Source organism: Corynebacterium kozikiae (genome assembly GCF_024580965.1).
Lineage (GTDB): Bacteria > Actinomycetota > Actinomycetes > Mycobacteriales > Mycobacteriaceae > Corynebacterium > Corynebacterium kozikiae.
On record NZ_JANIKJ010000021.1, the window covers coordinates 1 to 20,275 of the forward strand.

17 protein-coding genes are annotated in these 20,275 nt (G+C 62.1%); 10 read left to right on the top strand and 7 right to left on the bottom strand.

Annotated features, from left to right (window positions below; translation table 11 throughout):
* Positions 1–122: 122 nt before the first annotated feature.
* Positions 123–806 (bottom strand): GNAT family N-acetyltransferase, encoded by a 684-nt coding sequence (locus NQ018_RS09925; RefSeq protein ID WP_257060726.1) that lies wholly within the window; start codon positions 804–806, stop codon positions 123–125.
* A 318-nt stretch (positions 807–1,124) separates the two neighbouring features.
* On the opposite strand from NQ018_RS09925, the gene NQ018_RS09930 reads away from it, so the two are divergent.
* From NQ018_RS09930 to NQ018_RS09945, 4 genes are read left to right on the top strand one after another with little or no spacing between them, the layout of a single operon-like run.
* Positions 1,125–2,630 carry a methylmalonyl-CoA carboxytransferase subunit 5S gene (locus NQ018_RS09930; protein WP_257039004.1) on the top strand — a complete coding sequence of 502 codons (1,506 nt, stop codon included), beginning with the start codon at positions 1,125–1,127 and terminating at the stop codon, positions 2,628–2,630.
* A 56-nt stretch (positions 2,631–2,686) separates the two neighbouring features.
* Positions 2,687–4,243, top strand: a complete 1,557-nt coding sequence (locus tag NQ018_RS09935; protein WP_257039005.1) for an acyl-CoA carboxylase subunit beta — start codon at positions 2,687–2,689, stop codon at positions 4,241–4,243.
* A gap of 12 nt (positions 4,244–4,255) precedes the next feature.
* A complete protein-coding gene (locus NQ018_RS09940) occupies positions 4,256–4,519 on the top strand; it encodes a hypothetical protein (protein ID WP_257039006.1) in 264 nt (87 codons plus the stop codon).
* A gap of 17 nt (positions 4,520–4,536) precedes the next feature.
* Positions 4,537–4,899 (top strand): biotin/lipoyl-containing protein, encoded by a 363-nt coding sequence (locus tag NQ018_RS09945; protein ID WP_257039007.1) that lies wholly within the window; start codon positions 4,537–4,539, stop codon positions 4,897–4,899.
* A 97-nt stretch (positions 4,900–4,996) separates the two neighbouring features.
* On the opposite strand, the gene NQ018_RS09950 is transcribed toward NQ018_RS09945, so the two are convergent.
* Both NQ018_RS09950 and NQ018_RS09955 read right to left on the bottom strand, forming a co-directional pair.
* Complete coding sequence (locus NQ018_RS09950) at positions 4,997–7,186, bottom strand: acyl-CoA dehydrogenase family protein (protein ID WP_257060728.1); 2,190 nt, start codon at positions 7,184–7,186, stop codon at positions 4,997–4,999.
* Positions 7,187–7,215: 29 nt separating this feature from the next.
* Positions 7,216–8,526: an acetyl-CoA C-acetyltransferase gene (locus NQ018_RS09955; protein ID WP_257060730.1), complete on the bottom strand. Its 1,311-nt coding sequence runs from the start codon at positions 8,524–8,526 to the stop codon at positions 7,216–7,218.
* A 159-nt stretch (positions 8,527–8,685) separates the two neighbouring features.
* Between NQ018_RS09955 and NQ018_RS09960 the strand changes: the two genes are divergently transcribed.
* From NQ018_RS09960 to NQ018_RS09970, 3 genes are all read left to right on the top strand, one after another.
* Positions 8,686–10,071 carry a 3-oxoacyl-ACP reductase gene (locus tag NQ018_RS09960; protein ID WP_257060732.1) on the top strand — a complete coding sequence of 462 codons (1,386 nt, stop codon included), beginning with the start codon at positions 8,686–8,688 and terminating at the stop codon, positions 10,069–10,071.
* Between the two features lie 2 nt (positions 10,072–10,073).
* Positions 10,074–11,030, top strand: a complete 957-nt coding sequence (locus NQ018_RS09965) for a MaoC/PaaZ C-terminal domain-containing protein (protein ID WP_257060734.1) — start codon at positions 10,074–10,076, stop codon at positions 11,028–11,030.
* 148 nt (positions 11,031–11,178) lie between these two features.
* Positions 11,179–12,288, top strand: coding sequence for a S1 family peptidase (locus tag NQ018_RS09970; protein ID WP_257060736.1), 1,110 nt, complete (start codon positions 11,179–11,181; stop codon positions 12,286–12,288).
* A gap of 181 nt (positions 12,289–12,469) precedes the next feature.
* On the opposite strand, the gene hisN is transcribed toward NQ018_RS09970, so the two are convergent.
* Together hisN and NQ018_RS09980 are read right to left on the bottom strand one after the other, a co-directional pair.
* Complete coding sequence (gene hisN, locus NQ018_RS09975; protein ID WP_257060738.1) at positions 12,470–13,255, bottom strand: histidinol-phosphatase; 786 nt, start codon at positions 13,253–13,255, stop codon at positions 12,470–12,472.
* Between the two features lie 11 nt (positions 13,256–13,266).
* Positions 13,267–14,133 carry an inositol monophosphatase family protein gene (locus tag NQ018_RS09980; protein ID WP_257060739.1) on the bottom strand — a complete coding sequence of 289 codons (867 nt, stop codon included), beginning with the start codon at positions 14,131–14,133 and terminating at the stop codon, positions 13,267–13,269.
* Between the two features lie 108 nt (positions 14,134–14,241).
* On the opposite strand from NQ018_RS09980, the gene NQ018_RS09985 reads away from it, so the two are divergent.
* Both NQ018_RS09985 and prfB read left to right on the top strand, forming a co-directional pair.
* A complete protein-coding gene (locus tag NQ018_RS09985) occupies positions 14,242–14,754 on the top strand; it encodes a hypothetical protein (protein ID WP_257060740.1) in 513 nt (170 codons plus the stop codon).
* An 11-nt stretch (positions 14,755–14,765) separates the two neighbouring features.
* The gene (gene prfB, locus NQ018_RS09990) at positions 14,766–15,872 is read left to right on the top strand and encodes a peptide chain release factor 2 (protein WP_257039017.1); all 1,107 of its coding nucleotides are present in this window, start codon (positions 14,766–14,768) and stop codon (positions 15,870–15,872) included.
* Positions 15,873–15,974: 102 nt separating this feature from the next.
* Here prfB and NQ018_RS09995 read toward each other — a convergent pair whose 3' ends face one another.
* Positions 15,975–17,408, bottom strand: coding sequence for an alanine/glycine:cation symporter family protein (locus NQ018_RS09995; protein ID WP_257060742.1), 1,434 nt, complete (start codon positions 17,406–17,408; stop codon positions 15,975–15,977).
* A gap of 230 nt (positions 17,409–17,638) precedes the next feature.
* Complete coding sequence (locus tag NQ018_RS10000; RefSeq protein ID WP_257039029.1) at positions 17,639–19,186, bottom strand: AbgT family transporter; 1,548 nt, start codon at positions 19,184–19,186, stop codon at positions 17,639–17,641.
* Positions 19,187–19,582: 396 nt separating this feature from the next.
* On the opposite strand from NQ018_RS10000, the gene ftsE reads away from it, so the two are divergent.
* Complete coding sequence (gene ftsE / locus NQ018_RS10005) at positions 19,583–20,272, top strand: cell division ATP-binding protein FtsE (protein WP_257039019.1); 690 nt, start codon at positions 19,583–19,585, stop codon at positions 20,270–20,272.
* Positions 20,273–20,275: the final 3 nt, after the last annotated feature.

The window sequence follows — 20,275 nt, forward strand, 5'->3', positions numbered from 1 at the left end:
CTTTGGGTTGATGAAGCAGTGGCGCGGGCTTGCGACGCGTTATGACAAGCTCGCGGTCACGTATCGCGCGGGAGTGGTGCTTGCGGCGATTCTGGTCTGGTTACGCATATAAGAGACACGCCCTAGTCTCCGCTGGCGCTGGTGCCGGTGCCGGCACTGGCGTCCCGTTGCGGCATCGCGCCGGGGCGCCACATGCCGTATTCGGGAATGGCGGTATTCGCGGTTACGTTGGTTGCTCCCATCGGCACAAAACCATGGCGCGCGTACAGCGCCGCCGAGTCCGGGGTGCTGGCCTCCAAATAGCAGGCAGTCTCCCCAGCGCGCTCGGTACCGTGGCGCAGCAGCGCGCCGCCCACGCCGAGCCCCTGGGTGCCCTCAGCCACCCCGATCATGAACAGATACCAGTGGGCAAACTTGGGGTGGAGCCCGGCATTGCGTGCTTCATTGCGCAGGTAGCGCCACACCGCGCCAATGCCCATGTGGCGCACCAACACCAGGCCCAAACGTGCGAGCGTCGGCAGACTCATGCGTTGCCGCGGGGCCTGCCACAGCGCCACGCCAAGGATCTTGCCTGTTGGGGTGCTGGCGACGTCGACACTGCCCCTGCGCAGGTAGTGATGCGTGATGACCTCCTCAAGCAGCGGCCTCAGTGCTTGCGCGGCGCTGGATGAGCTGCGGCCGGCCACGAAGACTTGCGCTGAGGGGTCTTGAGCGAAGGCACCGGCGAGCACTTCGGCGGCCGCGGGAACGTCCTGCTGTGAGGCGGTGCGGATGGAAAAGTCGGGGGAAGGGTTGTGTGGGCACATCACTGCACAGCCTACCGACGTTCCCACCTGGCGTGCGCTACAAAATGAGAGGCCTCAGCCGGCGGGTGCGGGAAGTGTTCATCAAAAATTTTTCTGCGATTTTTTTCACGCTCCACGCACCTGAAAACCGCCCGTGAAAGCTGGTTTGTGTTGCCTTATTTTTGAATCGCCGCCGCTGCTACATGCACAAATGTCCGAACGGGCATTTTTGTTCTTTGAAGCAACTGTGTTCAAGTGTGAAGAACTTCACTCCGGGAGGTGATAGGGAAGATAGGTCACCTGCTGCGCCACTGGTTGATTTGGCATACATTCGAGGACATGAGCCAACCACATAGCCAGTCAGAAACCTCCAGGACAATTGGAGTGACAGAAGTAGCCCTCCGTGACGCTCACCAGAGCCTCTTTGCCACCCGCTTGGCAATGGAAGACATGGTGGACGCATGCGAGGACATTGACAAGGCCGGGTTCTGGTCCGTGGAATGCTGGGGCGGCGCAACCTTTGACGCCTGCATCCGCTTCCTCAACGAGGACCCATGGGAGCGCCTGCGCACCTTCCGCAAACTGATGCCAAACTCCCGCCTCCAAATGCTGCTGCGCGGCCAGAACCTCCTGGGCTACCGCCACTATGAGGACATGGTGGTGGACAAGTTCGTGGAGAAGTCCAAGGAAAACGGCATGGACGTATTCCGCGTGTTCGACGCGCTGAATGATCCCCGCAACCTGGAGCACGCCATGCAGGCCGTGAAGAAGGTCGATGGCCACGCGCAGGGCACCATCTGCTACACCGTCTCCCCACTGCACGATGTGCAGGGATATGTGGACCTGGCCGGGCGCCTGTTGGACATGGGTGCAGATTCCATCGCCCTGAAGGACATGGCAGCCCTGCTCAAGCCACAGCCTGCGTATGACATCATTCGTGGCATCAAGGAAACCTACGGCGAGGACACCCAGATCAACGTCCACTGCCACTCCACCACGGGCGTCACCCTGGTCACTCTCATGAAGGCCATCGAGGCCGGCGCAGACGTTGTGGACTCCGCGATCTCTTCCATGTCGCTCGGCCCAGGCCACAACCCCACCGAATCCCTGGTGGAAATGCTGGAAGGCACCGGCTACAACACGGACCTGGACATGGATCGCCTCATCAATATCCGTGACCACTTCAAGAAGGTTCGCCCCAAGTACAAGGAGTTCGAGTCCAAGACGTTGGTGGACACCAACATCTTCCTCTCCCAGATCCCAGGCGGCATGCTCTCCAACATGGAGTCCCAGCTCACCGCTCAGGGTGCAGGCGACCGCATTGATGAAGTGATGGAAGAAGTGCCCCGCGTGCGCAAGGACGCAGGCTACCCACCACTGGTCACCCCTTCCTCCCAGATCGTGGGCACCCAAGCCGTGTTCAACGTCCTCATGGGCCGCTACAAGGTGATGACCGCCGAGTTCGCAGACCTCATGCTGGGCTACTACGGCGAGTGCATCGGCGAGCGCAACGCAGACCTGGTGAAGCAGGCAGAAGCGCAGACCAAGAAACAAGAAATTACCGTCCGCCCCGCAGACCTTCTCGAGCCCGAGTGGGACAAGCTGGTGGAGGAGGCCTCCAAGCTCGAAGGCTTCGACGGCACCGACGAAGACGTGCTCACCAACGCACTGTTCCCAGGCGTGGCGCCAGGGTTCTTCAAGACCCGCCCAGAAGGCCCCAAGAACGTAGGCAAGGACCCAGAAAAGCTCAAGAAGCGCGAAAACGAAGCTGTGCTTGAGCCAATCACCTACAAGGTCACCGTGGGTGGCCGCGAGCAGACCGTCCGAGTGGAGCCAGCCGAATAACCCGCCTTATTGGCAGGTCATTCAGCCAGCTTGAAGAAAAGGAAGTAGTGAACACAATGTCACAAGAACCAACCATGGCGGAGCGCCTCGAACAGCTTGAGGAAGCCCGTCGAGTGGTGTCCCTCGGCGGCGGCGAGGCAAAGATCGCCAAGCAGCACGACCAGGGCAAACTCACCGCACGCGAGCGCATCGAAGCGCTTGTCGACGAAGGCACGTTCCACGAAACCGGAATGTTTGCCAAGCACCGCACCACCCACTTCGGCATGGACAAGGCAGTGGCCCCAGCCGACGGTGTGGTCACCGGCTCCGGTGCCGTCTTCGGCCGCCCACTGCACATTGCCTCCCAGGACTTCACCGTGATGGGTGGCTCCGCAGGTGAAACCCAGTCCAACAAGGTTGCCGCCATGATGGAGGCATCGGCCACCACCGGCACCCCGTTCATCTTCATCAACGACTCCGGCGGAGCCCGCGTCCAAGAGGGCATTGACTCCCTCTCCGGCTACGGCAAGGTGTTCTACCAGAACGTGCTGCTCTCCGGTTTGGTCCCGCAGATCTCTATCATCGCCGGCCCCTGCGCAGGTGGCGCAGCGTACTCCCCAGCGCTGACTGACTTCATCATCCAGACCCGCAAGGCCAACATGTTCATTACCGGCCCGGGCGTGATCAAGTCCGTCACCGGCGAGGACGTCACCGCAGACCAGCTCGGCGGCGCCGACGCCCACATGGCCAAGGCCGGCAACATCCACTTCGTTGCCGATGATGACGAGCAGGCAATCCTCATCGCCCAAAAGCTGCTGAGCTTCCTGCCACAGAACAACACCGAAGAGCCACCAATCGTGGACCCTGACCCAATCGTGGAGCCCGACCTGGAGCTGCGCGACATCGTGCCAGTGGAAGGCAAGAAGGGCTACGACGTCCGCGAGGTCATTACCCGCGTGGTAGACCGCGGCGACTTCCTGGAAGTCCAGGCAGGCTACGCACAGAACCTGGTGGTGGGCTTTGCCCGCGTGGTAGGCCGCACCGTGGGTATCATTGCCAACCAGCCAAACGTGATGTCCGGTGTGCTGGACATCAACTCCTCGGACAAGGGTTCGCAGTTCATCCGCTTCTGCAACGCCTTCAACATCCCACTGGTGACCTTTGTGGACGTGCCAGGCTTCATGCCAGGTGTGGCACAGGAGCATGGCGGCATCATCCGCCACGGCGCCAAGATGCTCTACGCCTACTCCGCAGCCACCGTGCCAAAGATCACCATTGAGCTGCGCAAGTCCTACGGCGGCGCACACCTTGCAATGTGCTCCAAGGACCTGGGCGCTGACCGCGTGTTTGCGTGGCCAACCGCTGAGATCGCCGTGATGGGTGCCGAAGGTGCAGTGAACGTGGTGTTCCGCAAGGAAATCGCCGAGGCAGAGGACCCAGCCACCAAGCGCGAGGAACTCATCCGCCTCTACAAGGAGACTTTCTCCACCCCATTCATGGCCGCCTCCCGTGGCCTGGTGGATGACATCATCGATCCCGCCGAAACCCGCCTGCACATTGCAGACGCCCTCGAGGTTCTGGCCAACAAGCGCGTGACCCGCCCTGCCAAGAAGCATGGCCTGGGTCCGGTGTAAGGAGAAGGCACAATGTCCGAAACTCAACAGGATCTGCAGGCCCTGGTTGCGCAGCTCAGCAAGCGTCTCGACGCGGCCGAGGCCGAAATCGCCGAACTCCGCCGCCGCTCCGACGCCTCAATTCCAGAGGATGTCATCATGGCCATCTCCGCAGCAGTCTCCGCATACCTGGGCAACCGTGGCAAGGTGAAGGCAGTACACTTTTCCCGCCACCGCACCTGGGCTGCTCAAGGCCGCCAGACCATCCAGCAGCATTCCATCCGCGCCAAGATCTAGAACAGAAAGAACATCACATGAAACTCAACGTGACAGTCAACGGCATCGCCTACTCTGTCGAGGTCGAGGTCGAGGAAGAGCAGCGCCAACTGGGTTCCATCGTCTTCGGTGGCTCCGGTGGCGGCGCCCATGCTGAGCCAGCAACCGCCTCCGTGCAGGGTGTCTCCGCCAACGCGGTGGTGGCCCCACTGGCAGGCTCCGTATTCAAGATTCTGGTGGAAGAAGGCCAGGAAATTGAAGCCGGCACCGTGCTGCTGGTGCTCGAGGCCATGAAGATGGAAACCGAAATCACCGCCCCCAACGCCGGTGTGGTTTCCTCCATCAACGTGGCAGTGGGCGACTCCGTCCAAGGCGGCCAGGCCTTGGTGGAAATCGACTAATCCCAATCGCGCTCTGCGCTACACCTGCTCCCCATGAGCTGGGCTGAACAATTATTGCCCGCACCATGGGGAGCGTTTATTTTTCCCCAAACAAACACTAGGCGTATCGCGGCTCGTCCACTCCGGCTTGGTTGAGCATTGGCACGTTGCGGATAGCCTCCGGGATGGCAAATGCATCTACCAGGACTTCCGCCCAGGGGCCGAGGGAGTCCACGAGGTCACGCACGGCGGCGCGGGCCATGCGCAAGCGCAGGCCGGAGAGCATGTTGTGCTCCTGGTACCAGCCGGCGTGCTCCACGATGGTGGAGAGTGCGTAGAGGTCGCGTACCTGCTCGAGGACGTGCCGCGCGGGGGAGTCGGCAGGCAGTTTGCTTTCTGCCTCCACCAGGGACTGCAGTGCCAAGGATTCCATGCGCGCCCAACCGGCGGCGATGAGGTGGTCCTGGGCCTGGTCCACCACCTTTGCTGCCTCCTCTGGGTCGAGCTTGCGTGCCGCCCGCATGCGGCCGGCCAGCGACTTCAAGATCTTCTGTGAGCGGTCCTCCAGGAGGCTCACCTGGTAGCCGGCGTCGAACAGGGAGTTGTCGTTGTTGCGGCGCGCGGCGTCGAGCGCGGTTTGCACGGTGACGTGCAGGCCGGAGCGGCGGCGGATGAGGTCGGAGACCTCGTCAATCCCGTAGCGCACCATGTCCAGCGCGTTGAGGTCGCCCATGTCCCTCGCATACGCGGTGAGCATTTCCTTACCCACCATTTGAATGAGCACCGTGTTGTCACCCTCAAAGGTGGTGAACACGTCGGAATCCGCCTTGAACGTGGTGAGCAGATTCTCTGCCATGTATCCAGCGCCGCCGCAGGCCTCGCGGCATTCCTGGATGGTGCGGGTGGCGTGCTGCGTGGAAATGGCCTTGAGGCCCGCTGCCCAGCTCTCCAGCTCTCGGGAGGCAATCAACTGCTCCTCGGAGGGGTTGGAGATGTTGAGCTTCCCGCCGGCGATTTGGAGCTGCTGCTCGTAGAGGCGCGCGGTGACCTCGTTTTGCAGCAGCATCAGTGCGTAGGACTTTGCCAATGGAACCAGCAGGCGCAGGCGGTGTGAGCGGTGCTCGATGAGGCGCTTCTCGGGGGCGTCGCCGCCAGGGGAGAACTGACGGCGCCTGGTGGCGTAGCGCACCGCGATGTCCAAGGAGGTGCGGGTTGCAGCGTTGGCCGCGCCGCCAACCGCAATGCGTCCGCGGATCAGCGTGGAAAGCACGGTGAAGAAGCGGCGGTTCTTGGACTCGATGGGGGAGGTGTAGTTGCCGGCCTCATCCACGTCACCAAAGCGGTTGAGGAGGTTTTCGCGTGGCACGCGGACGTTGTCAAACATGAGGGTGCCGTTGTCCACACCCAACAGGCCGCCCTTGCGGCCGTGGTCGCCAATAGTCACGCCGGGCAGGGGGTTAAGGTTCTCATCACGGATTGGCACCACGAGGCAGTGCACGCCATGGGATTCCTCCACGCCGGGGGTGTAGAGCTGGGCAAACACTGCTGCAACTCGGCCGTGACGCGCGGCGTTGCCGAGGTACACCTTCTTGGCGGAAGGGCTAGGGCTGTGGATGATGAACTCTTGGGTTTCGGGGTCGTAGGTGGCGGTGGTTTGCAGTTGCGCAACGTTGGAGCCGTGGCCGATCTCGGTCATGGCGTACACGCCCATGAGCTCAAGGTCCATGGTGGGCTGGATGTAGTGGCGGTGCCGCTCGGTACCCAGATTGTCAATCGCACCTCCCCACAGACCCCACTGCACACCGGCTTTCACCATGGCGGAAAGGTCTGCGTGGCCCAGGGTCTCCAGGCCAATCACCGCGCGGTCAGCTTTGCCCGAACCACCGTTGGCCTTGGTAAAGGAGTCATAGGAGTAGCCGGAGTCGCGGAAGCGCTCGAGCACGGGGAGCAGGGTGTCACGCTGTTCCTCAATGGTGCCCTCCAACTTGGGGAGGAAGAAGGGGTCGTTGAGCATCTCGCGGATGCTTTCGCGCAGCTCGCCGAACTGGCCGTCCAGGATCATCCGCAGGTCCTCTGCGGCCTTTGGATCCGGGGTGGTGGGCAGGGTGTTGGGAACGCGGCGGTCAGCGGCGATTTCCTTCTTGATCTCCTCGCGGTCCAGCTCCGGTGCAGCGTCGGCGTCGGCATCGGGAGAATGCTTCACGACGTCACCATGTTCCTTGCCGGCGCGATCCATTCGATCAGACCGGACAAGTTTCTCCGCGGTGCCTGCTGCGGCGGCCTTCAGCTTGCTGGTGATTGTAGACATTTCGGTGTTCCTTCTCTGTGAGGGGTGTTTTAGGCTTCCAAAATCGCGGTGATGCCTTGGCCGCCGGCTGCGCAGATGGAGATCAATGCGCGCCCGCCGCCGTTTTCATGCAGGGTCTTCGCTGCGGTGGCCAGCACACGCGCGCCGGTAGCAGCAAAGGGGTGGCCCGCGGCAAGGGAGGAGCCTTTGACGTTGAGCTTGGAGGCATCGATAGGCCCGAGCGCCCCTTTGAGGCCCAGGCGGTCGCGGCAGTAGTCCTCGGATTCCCAGGCCTGCAGGGTGGCCAACACTTGGGAGGCAAAGGCCTCATGGATTTCGTAGAAGTCAAAGTCCTGCAGGGTGAGTCCGTTGCGGGCGAGCAGCCGTGGTACGGCGTAGGTGGGGGCCATGAGCAGACCGTCCGGGCCGTGAACGTAGTCCACCGCCGCGGTCTCTGAGTCCACCAAGTAGGCCCACGGGGTGAGGCCGTGCGTCGCTGCAAACTCTTCGGTGCCAAGCAGCGCTACGGAGGCGCCGTCGGTCAGCGTGGTGGAATTACCGGCAGTCATGGTGGCCTGGGCGCCGTGGTCGATGGCATCCTGCTTGCCAAACACTGGCTTGAGTTTGGCAAGGGATTCCATGGTGGAGTCGGGGCGCAGGTTGGTGTCTTTGGTGACGCCCAGGAAGGGGGTGATGAGGTCGTTGAAAAAGCCGGCGTCGTAGGCGGCGGCCAGTTTCTGGTGGGAGGCCAGGGCTAGGGCGTCTTGGTCCTCGCGGGTGATGCCAAACTCGCGGGCGGTGATGGCCGCGTGTTCTCCCATAGAGAGGCCGGTGCGTGGCTCGGAGTTCGCAGGTGATTCCGGCACCAGTTGGTTGGGGCGGATGCTACCCACCAACTTGAGGCGCTGGGAAACGCTGCGCGCGTGGGAAAGCTTGATGAGTGTGCGGCGGAGGGGGTCGCTCACCATCAGGGGGGCGTCGGAAATTGTGTCCGTGCCTCCTGCGATCGCTGCGTCGTAGCGGCCTGCGGCGATGCCGTCGGCAACCAACACCGCCGCGGCGAGGCCGGTGCCGCACGCCTGCTGGACGTCGATGGCGGGGGTGGTGGGGGCGAGCGCGGAGCCCAGCACGGACTCGCGGGTGAGGTTGAAGTCTCGGGAGTGCTTGATCACCGCGCCGGCGGCAACCATGCCCAGCTCAACGTCTTGCAGGCCGGTGCGTGCTACCAGGCCGTTGATGGCGGCGGTGAGCATGTCTTGGTTGGAGGCGTTTGCATACTCGCGGTTGGAGCGTGCAAAGGGGGTGCGGTTGCCGCCGAGGATGGCTACTTTCCTGCGGGAAGCGGACGTTGGGGTGGACATGAAAACTCCTTTTGCCTACAAAACTTTATGGCGTGGATCACGTTTGAGTGCTACTGTAGCCTACATCACATGAGAGGGTGTTGTGTGTCACGTCTTAGATACCCCCGATAGGGGCGCAACACCCACGCAAACACAGGTAGCAAGGCAGGTATGCGAACAATGGCAAAAGCAGGAACCAAAGCTGGAGTGCTGGACGGCATCATTAACTCCCCGGTAGCAGGCAAACTCGGCGTGCCCCAAGGCGTCCCGCTGCGCCGCTACGCCCCCGGCAAGCCAGCTCTCGACGGGCCCATCGCGGTAGCCGGTGAAGGCAACTATGCCGCGAACATCGAGCCCCTGCTCACCGCCAACAAGGGCAACAAGGTTACGGACAGCGCCGCCTACGAGTTCATCCCCGAACACGCAGACACCCCACGCGCGGCAATCGTGTTCGACGCCACCGGCATCACCCGCCCCGAAGACCTCCACAAACTCTATGACTCCCTGAACCCCCAAATGCGCAAGCTGCGCCCCTGTGCCCGCGTGGTGGTGCTGGGCACCACTCCCGAACTCCTCAGCGGTGAACACGCCATCCAGCGCATCACCCAACGCGCCCTTGAAGGCTTCACCCGCTCCCTAGCCAAGGAACTGCGCGCCGGGGCCACGGCGCAGCTCGTGTATGCCGCGCCGGGCACGTCGGTAGAGCAACTCGAATCCACGCTGCGCTTCCTGCTCTCTGGCAAGTCCGCCTTCGTGGATGGCCAGGTGATCCGTGTGGGCGCTGCCAGCGGTAGCGAATCACCAGCGGCCCCGGAAAGCTGGGAAACGCCCCTGGCAGGAAGGCTCGCGGTGGTCACAGGTTCTGCGCGCGGCATTGGCAAGACCATGGCGGAGGTGCTGGCTCGCGACGGCGCCAAGGTGATCTGCGTGGACGTCCCAGGCGCGGGTGAGGCCCTCGCAGAAACGGCGAACCAAGTCAAAGGAACGGCTCTGCCGCTGGACGTTACCGACCCCCAAGCTGCCACCGCGATCGCAGAGCATGCGCAGGTGCGCTACGGCACGCCCATCGACGTCCTGGTTCACAACGCCGGCGTGACCAGGGACAAACTGCTGGTGAACATGGACCGCTCGATGTGGGACATGGTGCAAAACATCAACCTGGTGGCGCCCGTGCGCATCACCGAGGCGCTGCTTGAAGGCGGCCACCTGGGCCCTGCACCTGCGATTATCGGCGTGTCCTCCATCGCGGGTATTGCCGGCAACCGCGGACAAACGAACTACGCAACCACCAAGGCCGGCATGATTGGCCTGGTAGACGCCCTCAAAGAAACCCTCGCCCGCCACGGCGGCACCATCAACGCTGTGGCCCCAGGCTTCATTGAGACGGCCATGACCGCAGCAATGCCCACGCTCCCGCGTGAAGTGGGCCGCAAATCCAACACACTGAAGCAGGGCGGGCAAACCGTGGACGTTGCTGAGGTAGTGGCGTACCTCGCCGCCGCATCCTCCGGCGCGGTGAGCGGAAACGTGATTCGGGTGTGTGGCCAGTCGATCATGGGGGCATAGCTATGGGAGAGCACATCCAGTACACCCAACTGCCAAAAATCCCGGAGCTTTCCAAACTCTACCGCCGCGTGGCCCTTGACCGCGTGCCAGTCCTCGGTACTACCCGCCACGCGGTTGCCGACCCCACCAGCGGCGCCGAAGTCTCCGGAATCAGGGTAAGCCCAGAGCACTTGGCGCACTACAACCAGGCGGTGGGCCTGCGCAACACCAACGAGCTGCCCATCACCTACCCCTTTGTCCTCGGGTTCCCGCTGGCAATACAGGTAATGAGCGCCAAAGACTTCCCCTTCCCGGCGATGGGTGCCGTACACATCTCCAACCAGATTGAGCAGCGCCACCCAATAGGCATTGACCAGGAGTTCTCCTTAAGCGTCCACGCCGAAAACCTGCGCAGCCACCGCAAGGGCCTGCTCATCGACGTCATCACGCACCTCACCCTCGCCGGCGAGCAGGACCCAGCGTGGGTGCAAACCTCCACGTTCCTGGGCCTCGGCGCCAAGCTCGCTTCCAGCGCCTCCGCGGACATTGTGAACCGCGGCGAACAACGAGGCACCCGACTGGACACCCCCACCTTGCCCAAAAGGCAAGTGCAGACAGCTTTGTGGCGGATCACCCGGGACCAAATCAACGCCTACGCCGCGGCAAGTGGCGACAAAAACCCCGTCCACACCAGCGTGGCCGGCGCCAAACTCTTTGGCTTCCCCAACGTGATTGCCCACGGCATGTTCAGTGCCGCCAAGATGCTCACCTTGTTGGAGGGGCGCATGGGGGCGTCGGAACGTGCTGTGCGATTCACCCTGGACTTCGCCGCGCCAGTGGTGCTGCCCGCACGCGTCCAGTGTTGGGCGTTGCGGACGGGCGCAGAGGAGCAAACCTGGGAGCTCCAACTGCGCAAAGCCAAGAACCCAGACAAGCTGCATGCGCACGCAATTCTGGAGGAGTTTGCCTGGCCAAGTTGATCAACGCAGAGCGCCTGCCCACGCATGGGGTGAATCCCTGTGGCGTCCCGCACGTTGCGCGTGCTTTGCCAGGGTTTGTATGACAAGATGAACGGGCACAATTGAACGGTTCGGGTGGCGTGGAGCAACGCAGAATTGAGGCCTCAACATGGTGGGTAATCAGCGAGTTCGAAAACTTCTAGCGGCAGGTTTTTGCGCAGCAATAGCGTTTGGCGCAGCCCCCACCGCCCAAGCCCTCACGCTGCCCGCGCCGATGTCCACCCAAGACACCATCAACGAGTGGAACAAGCAACTCCAGCCCTTCGGCGTCCAATTGCCAGCCGTGGACCCGGCGCTCGCGCAGGCCATTGACCAATCGCTTTCCGACGCCCACCGCGAAGCCGAGCGCCTAGGCACCCAGTGGGAGCAACAGGCAGCAGCGGTGCAGGAGCAGGTGGCTGCCGCAGTTCCGGTTGTTGAGCCTGCTGTGCCTGTTGCTCCGACGGCTCCGACTGCGGGGTACGCGGTGGGTGACCCCGCCGGCCCGAACTACATGTGGCGCAACGACCCCGTCTCCTCCATCATGGCGCTGACCCCTGGTCCCGTTTTGCATCGTGCGCCCGGTTCCTGGTTCAACGCGCCGGATGTGCCGGAAGCGTCGAAGGCCGCAGAGGCCCAAGGCAAGTCCCTGTACGGACCGGGTACCCCAATCTTTGTGGCGGAGAAGTCCATGTGCACCGTCACTGCAACGGGCACCGACGCCCAGGGCCGCAAACTGGCCATCACTGCTGGCCACTGCGGTTCGGTGGGTGACACCGTGATTTCTGCCGACTCCTGGAAGCTCGGCCCCTCGGGCACCGTGGTGGCCCAAGGTACGAACTTGGACTACGCCGTGATCGAGCTCGGTTCAAACGCGCAGCTCACCAGCACTTACAACGGCGTGACCGTCACTGACCACGGCGCTCAAGCCCAAGGCGAAATCCTCTGCAAACAGGGCGTGGCTACCGGTTTCACTTGCGGCGTTGTGTGGGCGAATCAATCTGCTATGGCGCTCAGCCAGATCTGCGCAATGCGCGGTGACTCCGGCGCCCCCATCCTCAATGGGAACAAGGTGGTTGGCTTGGTTAATGGCGGCATGTTCCCAGACCAAAACCTTGCCTGCGCAACCCCACTGCAAGGCCCGCTGTTCATGCCCACCCAATCCACCGACTTCAACAAAGTAGTCAAAGACCTCAACGCCCGCGGGGGAGTGGGAGCGGGATTCCAGTTGACCAAATAGCTGGTGTGGGGCCGCCGCTTGGCGAAGGTCGATAGCTCAAAGTCGATAGGACCCGATTTTCCCCAAAATCCGCGGTCCTTTCGACCAATGCGGCGAGCTATCGACTTTGGCCTATCGACCAACGCCCCTATCGACTAACGCCCCGATGGTGGGTGAAGCCTCCAAACCAGCTATTCATCATCTAACCCTCAAGTACTCCGCGCACGGCATCATGCAACAGCCCGTTGGTGGCCAGTGCGTCGCCGCCATGTGGCCCGTCCACACCCGCGAGGGAGGTGAAGCGGCCGCCGGATTCTTCCACCAAAATGGCCAAAGGGGCCAGGTCCCACAGGGAAACCTCGGGTTCCGCGGCGATGTCTACGGCGCCTTCGGCAACCAAGCAGTAGGAGAAGAAGTCGCCGAAGGCGCGCAGGCGCCATGTGGAATCGCTCAGCGCCACGAACTGTTCGTGCAGGCCACGGTCGCGCCAACCCTCCAGGGAGGAGAAGGAAATGGAGGCGTCGGCGAGGTCAGCTACGGCGGAGACCTCCAGCTTCTTTGGCGAGCCACCCTGGAAGCTCCGCCATGCACCTGAGCCTTCGCTTGCCCACCAGCGCCGCGCAAGGGCTGGGGCGGATACCACGCCTACCACGGGTTTTCCGTCTACCAGCAGCGCGATCAGGGTTGCCCATACGGGCACGCCGCGGACGAAGTTTTTGGTGCCGTCGATGGGGTCGATCACCCATTGGCGCCCCTCGAAGGTGGCCTCGCCGCCGAACTCCTCACCCACGATGGCGTCGGCGGGCCGTTGAGCCTCGATGAGTGCGCGCAGGCGCTGTTCGGTGGAGGTGTCGGCGTCGCTGACCGGGGTCATGTCCGGCTTGGAGTCGATGTGCAGGTCGGTCGCCTCAAAACGCTCAAGAGTGATGGCGTCGGCGGCGTCGGCAAGCTCGAGTGCAAAGGCGAGGTCATCAACGTAGGTACTCATGGGCTGTAATCCTACTGCACGCTCCCGCCGAGCAGCAGCGCTTCCACCTCACGCACCGCCTGCTCGTTGCCTGCAACTGACCACGTCACCCCGCCCGCAGCCACCTGCAGCGCCGTTCCACCGGCGGCCTCCACCAGTGCGCGCCCCGGCAGCCAATCCCAAGCAGGAACGGAGTGCTGCATCCACAGATCCAGGGTGCCGTCGGCAACGCTCGCCAGGTCCACGCTGCCCGCGCCGTGCATCCGCAGTGTCGACGCCCCCCGCGCCGCACGCAGCCAGGTTTCCCGGACCTCGGCGTTGTCCATCCACGTGGGGTGCAGGTAGGTGCCAAAAGCGCAGGCTGCCAGTGGTTTCGAGGTGAGGGGTGTGACCTCTTGGGAGTCGCGCTGCGTGGGGTAGTCGGCCCCGCCAAACCACGTGTAGCCCATGGCGGGCCGATGTACCGCGCCGAGCAGGACTTCCTTGGGCTCGTCGAATGGGCCTTCGATCAGTGCCAGCGCGGAGCACCAGTAGTCGGAGCCGCGGGTGAAGTTAAAGGTGCCGTCCACGGGATCCACAACCCAGTTGCGCCCGGAGGTGGATTCGCGGCCGGCGCCTTCCTCACCCAGGATGCCGTCCTCTGGGCGCAGCGCCTCAAGTGCGCCGGCGATGAAGGTTTCCGCGGCGCGGTCTGCGTCTGTAACCACGTCTGTGATGCTGGTTTTCTGATCAACCTGCACCCCTTGTTCCCGCATGCGCCAGGCCAGGCGGCCCGCGTTGTAGACCAGTGCTTGGGCCAGGTGGGCGTCGGAATCTTCTGCGTGCGCAATCACAAACGTCTTGGTGATCGCGGCAATCATCTCTGCGAGGGTGGGTTCGGCTGTGCTCATGGAAACCATTATGGGGCACCTTCTGGTTGGCTACAATCGCTGGAGGCGCGCGCAAACTCGGGGCGCGGCCACGATTGGTGAACATGACCGGTAGACAGGATTGGTGAAAAAGTGCACATGCTCGCTCAACAAATCCCACTGCCGGCAGAAGCTGATTATCTTGGCGCAGTTGTGGTGGTGGTGCTGTTTGCCGGCCCGGTTGTTGCGCTTTCGGCGATTCGCGACCTCACCGAGGGCATCCGCTCCCAAGCGCTCGGCACCAGAATGCATGCGTGGGCCCGCGGGTTTGGGCTCTCGTTCCTGGCTTCTTGGGCCATCTGGATGGCTACGATGAGCTGGGCAAACCCCGCCGAGACGCTGGTGGTGCAGATGCTCCTCTCCGGTGTGGTGTACCTGGGGGTGCTGCTGTGGGCACTGTGGAACGCCCCCAAAATTGGCACGTTCGCGGGAATTTGGGCCGGCATGACCGTGGGGTACACGCTCGGGTTTAGCTTGATGGCCGTGCCCACCGATCCCACGGGCCAATCGGGCGTGGGTGTGATCATGTTGCTCACCGGCCTGATGGCGGTGGGAGTGCTTGCGGCCTTGATGGTGAAGATGATCAGGCGGGACAGGGCCCGGGCACGCTAGAATGTTTGCTCATGCGACCGGAAACCCAGCAAACCCTGAAAGACCTCGACGTCACCCTAGGCACCATTGAAAAGGTGATGAACCCCGAGGAGCTGGCAACGCGCGTCCGCGAACTCGAGGCCCAAGCCTCAGACCCCAGCCTGTGGGATGACCCAAACCACGCCCAGCAGGTCACCACCGAGCTCTCCGGGGTGCAGGCCAAGCTGAAAAAGCTCACCTCACTGCGCTCCCGCTTGGATGACATGCCAGTGATGTACGAGCTGGCAGAGGAAGAGGGCGAAGGCCCAGAGCTTGCCGACGCCGAACTCGCCGAAGTCAAGGCGGAGATCGAGGCACTCGAGGTGAACACGATGCTCTCCGGCGAATACGACGCGCGCGAGGCTGTTATCAACATCCGTTCCGGGGCGGGCGGTGTGGAGGCAGCGGACTGGGCCGAAATGCTCATGCGCATGTACACCCGCTGGGCGGAAAAGAAGGGCCATGCCGTAGATATCTACGACATCTCCTACGCCGAAGAAGCCGGAATCAAATCCGCCACCTTTGTGGTCCACGGCGAATACATGTACGGCACCCTTTCCGTGGAGCAGGGCGCACACCGCCTGGTGCGGATTAGCCCCTTTGACTCCCAAAGCCGGCGCCAGACCTCCTTCGCTGAGGTGGAGGTGCTGCCCGTGGTGGAGCAAACTGACCACATAGACATCCCCGATACGGAAATCCGCGTGGACGTGTACCGCTCATCCGGCCCAGGTGGGCAGTCCGTGAACACCACGGACTCCGCCGTTCGCATCACCCACATCCCCACGGGCATTGTGGTGACCTGTCAAAACGAGAAATCGCAGATCCAAAACCGCGCCTCTGCCATGCGGGTGCTCCAAGCGAAGCTCTTGGAGCGCAAACGCCAGGAGGAACGCGCCGAGCTGGATGCGCTGGGTGCCGGCGGCAACGCGTCCTGGGGCAACCAGATGCGTTCCTACGTGCTGCATCCGTACCAGATGGTGAAAGACCTGCGTACCAGCTACGAGGTGAATGATCCAACCCGCGTGCTCGACGGCGACATCGACGGCTTCCTCGAGGCGGGCATCCGCTGGCGCGTAGCTGAACAGCAGGCAGAAAGCTAGCAGGCAGAAAGCTAGCAGGCTGACGGCTCATTGGTGAGATACGGAAAAGCGCCGGCGTGGTGCCGTCGTAAGGCTTCAGGCACCCACACCAGCGCTGCTTTTTTATTTCCCGCTGCGCCAGGGGTTGTTCGTCTCTGCGAGGAAGCGCTCGATTTCCTCTGAGCCGGCTCGCAGTTTGGGGTCGAACTTCAGGTAGGCCTTGGTCTCGCGGGCAACCAGGCCGGAGAGAATAATCAGACCGATGAGGTTTGGCAGCGCCATGAGACCATTTGCCAGGTCAGCGAAGCTCCAGGCAAGGTGTAGCTCGGTGATTGCGCCGAGGAACACCACGCAGGTGAAGATCAAGCGGTAGGGCAGCGAACCCAAGATGCCAAATGCGCGCTCCGCGCTGCGCTCGCCGTAGTAGGCCCAGCCCAGGATGGTGGAGAAGGCGAAGAACACGATGGACAGGGAAACGATCGTGCCGCCCCAGTCGGCGCCAATGCCGGCGCGGAATGCATCTGCGGTCATGGTGCCTGCAGCCGCGCGGCCGCCCTCCCACACGCCGGTGGTCACGATCACCAGGCCAGTCATGGAAACCACGATGATGGTGTCAATGAACGTTTGGGTCATGGACACCAAGCCTTGACGCACGGGGTGCTTGGTCTTTGCGGCAGCGGCAGCGATAGCGGCGGAACCCATGCCGGACTCGTTGGAGAAGATACCGCGGGCCACACCCATCTGCAGGGCCAGGATGATGCCAGAGCCCAGGAAGCCACCAACGGCAGCTGTGCCGCTGAACGCATCGGAGAAGATGAGGGCAAAGGCAGCGGGAAGTTCACTCGCGCGCATGGCGAGCACCACCAGTGCGCCGACGACGTAAATGATGATCATGAGCGGCACAAAAGCGGACGTGACCTTGCCAATGGCCTGGATGCCGCCCAGCAGCACGGTGCCGGTGAGGATGAACATGACGATGCCGGAAACCCATGGCGAAACCCCAAAAGAGTCCTCCAGTCCGGTGGCCACGGCATTGGCTTGAGTGAGGTTGCCAATACCAAAGGATGCAATGATCGCAGCGATGGTGAAAAACCACCCGAGGAACTTACCGAATCCGCCGGGGATGCCTTCCTCCAGGTAACGCTGCGGGCCTCCGGAGACGTTGCCCTTGGCGTCGGTAGTGCGGAAACGAACTCCCAGAAACGCTTCGGCGTATTTGGAGGCCATGCCCACCAGACCGGTAACCCACATCCAGAACAGTGCGCCGGGGCCACCTACGCCAATTGCAGTAGCCACACCAACAATGTTTCCTACGCCAACGGTTGCTGCCAGCGCGGTGGTGAGGGCTTGGAATTGGGAGATATCGCCTTCGCCGCCTTCATCATTGCGGTCAATCAGACCATGGCGCAGAGCAACGCCGAGGTAGCGGAATTGCAGGGCGCCGAGGCGAATTGTTAACAGGAGGCCGGTGCCGAGCAGCAGCGGGATGAGAAACCATGGGCCCCAGACAAAACTGCCCAGGGAGTCAATGATTTCTTGGAGCCGTGATGTATCCATAGGGCACGTTCCTTTACTAATGGGGCTATTGCACATTGAGCGCAGCCAGCAGTTTGTGCCAGCGGCTTGCCGGATATTTTGCGCTACCCACCCCACCCGCGCAAGATTCTTTTGGTTATTCAACCAAAAATCACAGGGAAAATCCTCCAAAGGTACACCCTCAAAAAGGGAAACACCCACCTTGGCTCACCTGCGGTAAGGGGAGCGGCAGTGGGTGCTGAGTGGTGCGATTATGCGGGGTAGGTCATCGGGGTGCCGGGGCCCAGCGGCAACCCGAGGGTGAACCACAGCAGGAACAGTAGGAACCAGCCCACAAGCATGCTGATGGAATATGGCAGGGCGAGGGACATGAGCGTACCGACGCCCGCCTTCTTGTAGTAACGCTGGAGGAACATCAATGCCAATGCGAAGTAGGGGCTCATTGGGGTGATGATGTTGGTGGGGGAATCTCCGATACGGAACAGCATCTGCGCCACCTCCGGGGAGGTGCCCAGGTACATGAGCATTGGCACGATCACCGGCGCCATCAGGGCCCACTGCGCGGAGCCGGAGGTGATGAGCAAGTTCAGCAGCGCCACCATCAGTACCACGCCGGCAAAGAGTACGAACAGCGGCAGGTCCCAACGCTCGAGAAGTTCCGCGCCCCGGATGGCGGTCCAAATGCCCAGGTTGGACCACTGGAACCAGGCTAAGAACTGTGCCACGGCGAAAAACAGCACAAGCATAGGGATCATGGTCTTCAGGCCCTTGGCCATCATCTCTGGGATCTGGTCTGAACCGGTGATGGTTTTTGCGGCCACGCCGTACACCACGCCGAGCACCAAGAACATCAGCGCAATGGGCACTGCAACGGAACGGATCAGCGGGCTTTCCATTGCGCCATCGGCACTGGCCAGCGGAGAGCCTGGGATGAACAAGAGCGCAAAGTATGCCGCCAAGTAGGCTACGGCGGCACCGGCGGTAATCCACAGTGCGCGCTGCTCGGTTGCGCTCAGCTTTAATGCTTCAGAACCAGAGCCCTCACCAGAGCCCTCACCCTCATCAGCTCCGTTACCTTCACCAAACTCCAGCTCCTCCGTGTTGAGTTGATCATGGTCCACTAGCTCACGGGCCTTCTTTTCCACAAAGAACTCGGTGACCACAGTAATAATCAGTGCCAGCACTATTGCGGAGACGATCACAAAGAAGTAGTTGGCCAGTGGGGATACCTGGTAGGTTTCATCCACCAACTGGGCCGCCGAGGTGGAGATGCCACCCAGCAAGACGTCGGTGATATTGAGCAGCAGGGAGGCGTTGAAACCGGCTGAGGATGCGGCGAAGGCAACCATGGCGCCCACAATGGGGGAGCGGCCGAGTGCGTAGAAGCTCATCGCGCCCAAGGGGATGAGGATCACGTACACGGCATCAGAGGCAATCGAGCCAGTCACTCCGGCGAGCGCCACCGCGAAGGTGAGCGTTCGAGGGCCAACTTTTGCCACCATCGCGCGGATCAGGGCGCTGATGAGGCCGGCGTGTTCGGCAACGGCCACACCCAGCATCACCGTAATAATGACGCCAAGTGGGGGAAAGGAGGTGAAGTTGCTGACGGCCTCCGTGACCATCTTCTGGATGCCCTCGGCGGTGAGGAGGTTTTGCACCTCAATGAGCTCGCCGCTCTGCGGGTCTGTGGCAGTCATGCCAATGCGCGAGCCAATCCAACTACTCACCGCCACCACGGCGGCCAGGAGCACAAAGAGCCAGAAAGGGTCAGGCAGCTTGTTGCCGAGGCGCTCCACCATCCCGAGGAAGCCGCCCGCACCGCCCGCAGAAATTGGGGGCTTTTCCGACGTTTCCGCTCCGGCACTTCCCGTGTTTGGTTGCTCTTTCACTTCGGTTTGCTTGGACATGAGGTCTTCCCTCCTGTGTTCCAGGGTCGTGTGATCCTAAGTGGTGCATTCCAGGGTGCCAGAAGTTCCCGATCTGCGCTGAAGACCGGAACTAGGGACCCGAGACCCGAGACCAGGGATCCGGAACCCAAGACCCGGGACCCAAGTCCAGGGATCAGGAATACAGAACTCATAATGGCGCAGGGCAACAGGGGGACGTCGGAAATGCTCTCCCGCCGCCTCAAGTAAACCCAATTCACACCAGCCACATCTTTAACAATGGCAACATCTGGGCTAAGGTGTTCCCCTGTGATCACCTTTGAAAACGTGACCAAGTTGTACAAGACCTCAACCCGCCCTGCGCTGGACAACGTGAGTTTCCAGATAGACAAGGGCGAGTTTGTGTTTCTCATTGGGCCCTCGGGATCCGGAAAGTCCACATTCCTGCAACTGATGATTCGGGAAACCAACCTCACCAGCGGGGACATCCGGATTGAGGATTTTCATGTGAACAAGCTGCGCGGCAAGCAGATCAACCGTTTGCGCCAAAAGCTTGGGTACGTGTTCCAGGATTTCCGCCTACTGCAGCAAAAGAATGTGTACGACAACGTAGCGTTTGCGCTGGAAGTAATTGGCACGAAGCGGGAGAAGATCGCGCAGATGGTTCCGGAAACTCTGGAGCTGGTTGGCCTGGCCGGTAAGGCGGACCGCATGCCGCAGGAGCTGTCCGGCGGTGAGCAGCAGCGCGTGGCTATCGCCCGCGCCGTGGTTAACAAACCGCTGCTTCTGCTGGCCGACGAGCCCACGGGCAACCTGGACCCAGAGACCTCGGACGGCATCATGGTGCTGCTCAACCAGATCAACCGCACGGGCACCACCGTGGTGATGTCTACCCACAACGCACGGGCAGTCAATGACATGCGCCGCCGAGTGATCGAACTCCAACTGGGCAAACTCATCCGTGACGACGCCCACGGCGTCTACGGCGAATCAAGCTAGAAA